Source organism: Arcobacter caeni (assembly GCF_003063245.1).
GTDB lineage: Bacteria > Campylobacterota > Campylobacteria > Campylobacterales > Arcobacteraceae > Aliarcobacter > Aliarcobacter caeni.
Genome location: NZ_MUXE01000013.1, coordinates 62,553 through 69,022 on the forward strand (window position 1 = coordinate 62,553; position 6,470 = coordinate 69,022).

Here is a 6,470-nt window from a genome sequence, read left to right on the forward strand (position 1 = left end):
ACCTATTTTATATTCTTATGGTTTTGGCCATGATATTTTGGGGCGCTTCTTGGATTAGTACTAAAGTGCTTACAAATTATATAAATGAATATGAATTGGTTTTTTTACGAATGGGGATTTGTTTTATTACGATGTTTCCAATAATTTATTTTTATAAACTCTCTTTTAAACTAGATATTAAATCTTTTTTCTTAATTTTAATAGCCTCACTTATTTTAACATCTTATAGTATTTCTATGTTCATTGGGCTAAAACATGGAAGTGGTGGATTTGGTGGAGCTTTTGTCACAACTTTAATTCCTATAAATACTTTTATTTTAGTTGCCATTTTAAATAAAAAAACTATTAGTTTAAAACACTCTTTTGCTTTAATTCTTGGAGCTTTTGGGGTTTTAAATATGCTAAATATTTGGAATTTTGATTTGAGTGAGATATTTTCAAAAGATACTTTATATTTTTTATTAGCTTCTATTTTATGGCCAATTTTAACAATAATTACAGCAAAAGCCACAAAAATAAATGCTTTTGTTTTTACTTTTTATACTTATATAATTTCAAGTTTTGTTCTTTTTGTATTTTTTGTAGATACAAGCATATTTGAAAAAGTTGCAAATCTTGATTTTATTTTTTGGTTTAATTTGTTTGTAATTACAATTTTAAGTACAACTTTTGCCACTTCTATTTATTTTATAGGAGCTTCAAAACTAGGAGCAAAAGAGGTTTCATCTTTTGTTTTTTTTGTTCCAGCAAGTGCACTTATAATTGGAGCAATATTTTTAGATGAAGAAATCACTTCTAATACTATAATTGGAACAATTTTTACGATAATTGCTATTTATATTTTAAATAACTTAAATTTATTTAAGTTATTTAAAAAGTGAGAATTTATTTAATAGTTTTTCTTTCTAAATAAGATTTCACTAAATTATATGAAATTAAAATAAGTATTAACAAACTAGAAATTTGAGTATAAATTGAACTCTCTTCTGAATATGTACTAAACTTTAAAATATTTAATTCAGAAAAAAACATATCATACAAAAAACCAAATAAAAACGATAATATGGCTATTGTTAAAAGATAAATTATCAAAGAAGTTTTTCCTAAAAGTTTATAAACAACACTCATAGTAACAGCACTTGTTGCAGGTCCTGCTGTTAAGAATATAAATGCAGCGCCACCACTCATTCCACTTAACATAAAAGCAGCAGCCAAGGGCAATGATGCTGTTGCACAAACATATAAAGGCATTGAAAATAGAATAATTATAATATATGTTAAAAATTGATTCTCAAATAATAAAGAACTATATTCTTTTGGTACAAAAGTAGTAAAAATAGCGCCTAAAACAAGTCCAATAAACAAAGGATTTACCATATCTTTGGCTAGGGTTATATAAGCATAACTAAAAACTGCTTTTATTGAAAAGGATTTTTTTTCTTCTTTTGAAGAACTACAAGAGCAGTGAGAATCACAAGATGATTCTTCTTTTATATCTTCTGTTTTTTTATCATCTTTTTCTACAAAGTTTTGAATTAAACCAACAACAATTGCAATTATTATAGAAGAAAGTACTCTAAAAATTGTAAAAATTAATCCAAAAAAAGAGAAAGTTGCTAATATTGAATCAACACCTGTTATTGGAGTTGAAATCAAAAAACTTTGAACAGCTCCTTTACTTGCACCCTCTTTTCTTAAACTTTGAGCCAAAGGAATAACAGAACATGAACAAACAGGAAGAGGAATTCCAAAAAGAGTAGCTTTAATTACTGAACCAATCGAGCTTTTTCCTAAATGTTTTGAGATAAAATCATCTGGAACAATCTGCTTTAAAATTCCTGCTAATAATAATCCAATCAATAAATACATAGACATTGCATCTAAAAGTAACAAAAAGTTATTTGCTAAAAGTTCAAATTTTTCCATTTATTCCTCTATTAAAGTTTTTTTAGTAATCATTTTTTTTGGTTTAACACCCAAATCTAAAAACTCTTCTGCTCTTTTTATTAGGTTTGCATTTCCAGTACTTAATTTATTCATAGCACTATCATAAGATTTTTGAGTTCTATTTAGATTCAGTCCAATATCTTCAATATCTGCTACAAAACCAGCAAATTTATCATATAAATCAGCTGCTTTTTTAGAGATTAGTTGAGCATTTTCATTTTGGTGTTCATTTCTCCAAATATTCTCTATTGTTCGTAAGGTAACATATAAAGTTGAAGGAGAAACTAACATAATATTGTGTTCAAAAGCCATCTTAAATAAACTATCCTCATTTGAAGTTGCTAAGATAAAAGCTCCCTCAATTGGAATAAATAATAAAACAAAATCTAAAGTACTAACACCCTCTAAAGCTTCATATTTTTTAGAACTTAAACCTTTTATATGTGAAGTTACTGATTTTATTAAATCCTTACAAGCATTTTCTTTATGCGTTTTATCATCAGTTTTACAATAAGCTAAATAAGAATTTAATGACACTTTTGAATCAATAATAATATCTTTTTTAGATGGTAAATGCACTATTACATCAGGTTTTAATCGTCTTCCATCTTCATCATTAAATGAACCTTGGACTGTGTACTCTTTTCCCTCTCGTAAACCTGTTTGCTCTAAGATTGAAGAAAGAATCATTTCTCCCCAATCACCTTGAGTTTTATTTTGACCTTTTAATGCTTTTGTTAGATTTATAGCATCTGTTGAGATTTGATTATTTAAATCTTTTAAGTTTTTGATTTCAGTGATTAAAGAAGTCCTTTGTTTTGTCTCTTCATTATAAATTTCATTTACTCTTTTTCCAAATAAATCAAGTTGGTCTTTAAATGAAGTTAAAACTTGTGTTAAATTTACATTTGATTTTTTTTGGTTTTCATCAAAAAGTTTATTAGCAAGATTTTCAAACTCGATTTTTAATTGTTGTTTTGATTCCTCTAAAAGAAGAAATTTTTCATTAAAATTTGACTCTTTTATTTCAAATTCTCTTAGAAGTTGTTCTTCTTTATTTTCTGAAAGTTTTGAAAGATTTGATAATTTTAATTCATAAGTATTAACTGCATTATCCATAATCTGAGCAAAGTGTCTTTCCATCAGTTTTATCTTATCTTCAAAACTCTCTTTTATTAACTTTTTTTCTTCTTCAAGTTTTCTATTTATAGTATTAAGATTAGTTATTTGTCCTTGATAAGAGCTGTGATTAAGCTCTATTCTTTCATTCAAGGCTCTTAATTTTAATAAAGCTTCATCTTGTAAACTTTGTAATTTATTTTCATATTTTTGTCTTAAAAAATACAAAATAATCAATAAACCAGATAAAACAGCTATTAAAGTAATTATTAAAATAAGATAATTAACTTCAATAACTCCATTACTCAGCATTTAAATTAGTCTTTAAAATCGTCTCAAAATTCATACTATGAACATCATATCCCAACTCTTTAAATCTCTCAACTAAAGGTGGATGAGAATAATAAAAGAAAATATACATAGGATGAGACAAAGGAAATGATTTATTTTCATTTGCAAGTTTTAATAATGCGCTTACTAAATCCTCTTTTGTAGATAAATTTGAACCAAATTCATCAGCGGCATATTCATTATGTCTTGAAATCATAGAAATTAAAGGCATTAAAAAAAATGATAAAATTGGTGAAAATATCATAAATACAGCAATAATTGCATAAGGTTCATTTTTTACAGATAATCCTAAAAATAACTCATCTGGTAAATTTCCAAAAATATCAAAAAATACAAACATTACAACACCCATAATTCCAATATTTTTTAAAATATCACCATTTTTAAAGTGACCTAATTCATGTCCTAAAACAGCTAAAAGTTCATTATGAGATAATTTTTCAACTAAAGTATCAAATAAAACCACTCTTTTTGTAGCACCCAAACCACCAAAATAAGCATTTAGTCTATTATCTCTTTTACTAGCATCAACGCTGAAAACTCCGCTACTTTTAAAACCAACTTCATCTAAAAGATTCTCAATTTTTGCTTCTAACTCTTTATCTTTTAATTTTTCAAATTTATCAAACATTTTGTCACGAATAACTGGATAAAGCATATTTATCAAAATAATTACAGCAAATATAAACACAAATCCCCAAATCCACCAAGTAGAAAAAGTACTAATTATAAATGAAATTGCAGCAATTACAACAGATCCAAAAACTAAAAATAAAACTCCAGTTTTGATAGTATCTTTTATAAATAAAGCAGGTGTCATATTTGAAAAACCATATTTTTTATTTAATTTAAAAGTTGAATAAAGCTCAAATGGCAAAGTCAAAAACCAATTTATAATAATAAATAAATCGACAAAAACAACAGCTTTTATCCAAAAAGAGTCTATTTGAACTAATGAATCTAAATAAGATAATCCAAAACCAATCCATAAAATAAATAAAATAAAATCATAAAATGATGAACCAATAGCCAGTTTTTCTTTTTCTATTGCATAATCAGCAGCTTCAAGATATTTTGAAGAATCTAAAATAATAGGTTTTAAAATCTTTGCATCTTTTATGTAACCTATTTGCATAAAAGATGTGTAAGTATTGAAAATAAAATATAGACAAAAAGCTATAATGAAAATTTCTAGCAAAGTAATAATCCTTTTTTAATTGATATTTTTTATCAATATGATACTACTTTAATGCTTGAAAATATGTAAATTCTTTTTTATGAATTAAAGAGATTTTATAAAAGAACTAAGAGTTTCAACAGTTTTTTCATCTTCACTAATATAAATTAATTCATAATTTTCTTCAAATGATTCTTTTGTCCAATTGGTACTTCCAAAAATAGCAACTTTAGAGTCAATAATTGCCAATTTTAAATGCATTTTGTCTTTCATAAGAACTACTTTAATATTGTTCTTTTTTAAATAATCAGAAATATCAGAATCTTCCTTTACTTTTTTACTATCAAGAAAAACAGTTATTTTAACTCCATTTTTTGAAGCTTCTACTAAATCTTTTGCAAATTTTTTATATGAAAAATTATACATAGCAATCAATATTTCTGATTTTGCATTTGTGATTGATTCACTTATTTTATCTTTTATCTGCTCACCTTGTTTTGGAAGAATATAAACTTCATTTGCAAATATATTAATAACTAAAAAGATTGAAATAATAAATATTTTAAACATTGTTTTTCCCTATTCGAATATATCAAAAAATTCTGAAGGAATTTTTGAAGGTTTGAAATTTTTTAGAAAAACCAATTTAAATGTACCTTTAAATAAAAGTTCTTCATTTCTAAATATTTCTTGATACATAATAATTGAAGCTGATTTTTTATCAATTAATTTTGTATTAACTTCTATAATATCACCAAAAACAGCAGATTTTATATAATCAGCTTGAACACTTTTCACCACAAAAAATTCATCATTATTATGAGGAGATAAACCTCTTTCAAAAAAAAGTTCAGACCTAGCTCTTTCACAAAATTTTAAATAATTTGCATAATAAACAACACCACCACAATCTGTATCTTCATAATAAACTCGTATTTTCAAGTTAAACTCCCTATTTTATAGACTTATTGAGATATTTTATTTAATTAATGTCCAAAACAATGCCCAAATTATTTATTTTTTTAATTCTTGTAGTATCATCTTCTTTAGTAAACTTTTAAAGTAATTGATACATCTTTATGACCTAACATTTTAGAAACCCAAAGAATATCTACACCATTTTGTATATTTGAAATCATATAACTTGCAAATGTATGTCTAAGATTATATATACTTCTTTCTTTGATACCTATTTTTTAAAATAAACGATTGTTAGTAATCAAATTAATTTTAATTTTATAAAAGATTAAAAATAAGTCATTTCTGAGTTATTTTATCGATACAATATTATAAAAAAGTTTAAGGAAAAAATAAAATGGCTATACCAAGAGTATTTATATCATATTCACATGATTCACAAGAGCATAAAAAATGGGTACTTGATTTAGCAACAAGACTTAGGAATACAGGAATTGATGCCATTCTTGATCAATGGGAACTTACACCAGGAGCTGATATTCCACATTTTATGGAAACACAATTAGCAACTGCAAATTATATTTTGATGATATGTACTGATAAATATGTGGATAAAGCGAATTTAGGTGTTGGTGGTGTTGGTTATGAAAAAATGATGATTACGGCTGAATTAATGAAAAGTATTGAATCTACAAAAATAATACCAATAATAAAACAATATGGAACAAGAAATGTTCCAACTTTTTTACAATCAAAATATTCTATAAATCTTTCAAATGCTGATTCCTTTGAGTTTTACTATGATGAACTTATAAGAAAATTTCATGGAGCTGGAGAGGTAACATAAATTCATACTCAGAATTAAAAGATTCTGAGATAAAATAAATGAATAAAGGTTGCAAATGAGACAAAGTAAATATAGTCAAGAGTTTAAGGATTCAACAGTACAGTTGATTAT

The 6,470-nt window shown here is 25.1% G+C and carries 8 protein-coding genes; 2 read left to right on the forward strand and 6 right to left on the reverse strand.

The annotated features are described in order from the left end of the window. Nucleotides 1-17: 17 nt before the first annotated feature. Nucleotides 18-881, forward strand: coding sequence for a DMT family transporter (locus B0174_RS09280; protein ID WP_228156443.1), 864 nt, complete (start codon nt 18-20; stop codon nt 879-881). A 4-nt stretch (nt 882-885) separates the two neighbouring features. On the opposite strand, the gene B0174_RS09285 is transcribed toward B0174_RS09280, so the two are convergent. The 6 genes from B0174_RS09285 to B0174_RS12385 all read right to left on the reverse strand — a co-directional run bounded on the left by B0174_RS09285 (nt 886) and on the right by B0174_RS12385 (nt 5,733). After that, a complete protein-coding gene (locus B0174_RS09285) occupies nt 886-1,926 on the reverse strand; it encodes an SO_0444 family Cu/Zn efflux transporter (protein ID WP_108559986.1) in 1,041 nt (346 codons plus the stop codon). Continuing rightward, entirely contained in the window at nt 1,927-3,378 is a 1,452-nt protein-coding gene (gene rmuC / locus B0174_RS09290) for a DNA recombination protein RmuC (RefSeq protein ID WP_228156442.1), read from the reverse strand. Next, nucleotides 3,368-4,615 carry a M48 family metallopeptidase gene (locus B0174_RS09295; protein WP_108559988.1) on the reverse strand — a complete coding sequence of 416 codons (1,248 nt, stop codon included), beginning with the start codon at nt 4,613-4,615 and terminating at the stop codon, nt 3,368-3,370. Before B0174_RS09295 ends, rmuC begins: the two co-directional genes overlap by 11 nt. A gap of 84 nt (nt 4,616-4,699) precedes the next feature. Next, nucleotides 4,700-5,164: a phospholipase D-like domain-containing protein gene (locus tag B0174_RS09300; RefSeq protein ID WP_108559990.1), complete on the reverse strand. Its 465-nt coding sequence runs from the start codon at nt 5,162-5,164 to the stop codon at nt 4,700-4,702. 9 nt (nt 5,165-5,173) lie between these two features. Beyond that, nucleotides 5,174-5,536 (reverse strand): YbgC/FadM family acyl-CoA thioesterase, encoded by a 363-nt coding sequence (locus B0174_RS09305; protein ID WP_108559993.1) that lies wholly within the window; start codon nt 5,534-5,536, stop codon nt 5,174-5,176. A 104-nt stretch (nt 5,537-5,640) separates the two neighbouring features. Then, nucleotides 5,641-5,733 carry a hypothetical protein gene (locus B0174_RS12385; protein WP_265734943.1) on the reverse strand — a complete coding sequence of 31 codons (93 nt, stop codon included), beginning with the start codon at nt 5,731-5,733 and terminating at the stop codon, nt 5,641-5,643. A gap of 176 nt (nt 5,734-5,909) precedes the next feature. On the opposite strand from B0174_RS12385, the gene B0174_RS09315 reads away from it, so the two are divergent. Next, entirely contained in the window at nt 5,910-6,359 is a 450-nt protein-coding gene (locus tag B0174_RS09315; protein ID WP_108559995.1) for a toll/interleukin-1 receptor domain-containing protein, read from the forward strand. The last annotated feature ends 111 nt before the right edge of the window (nt 6,360-6,470 follow it).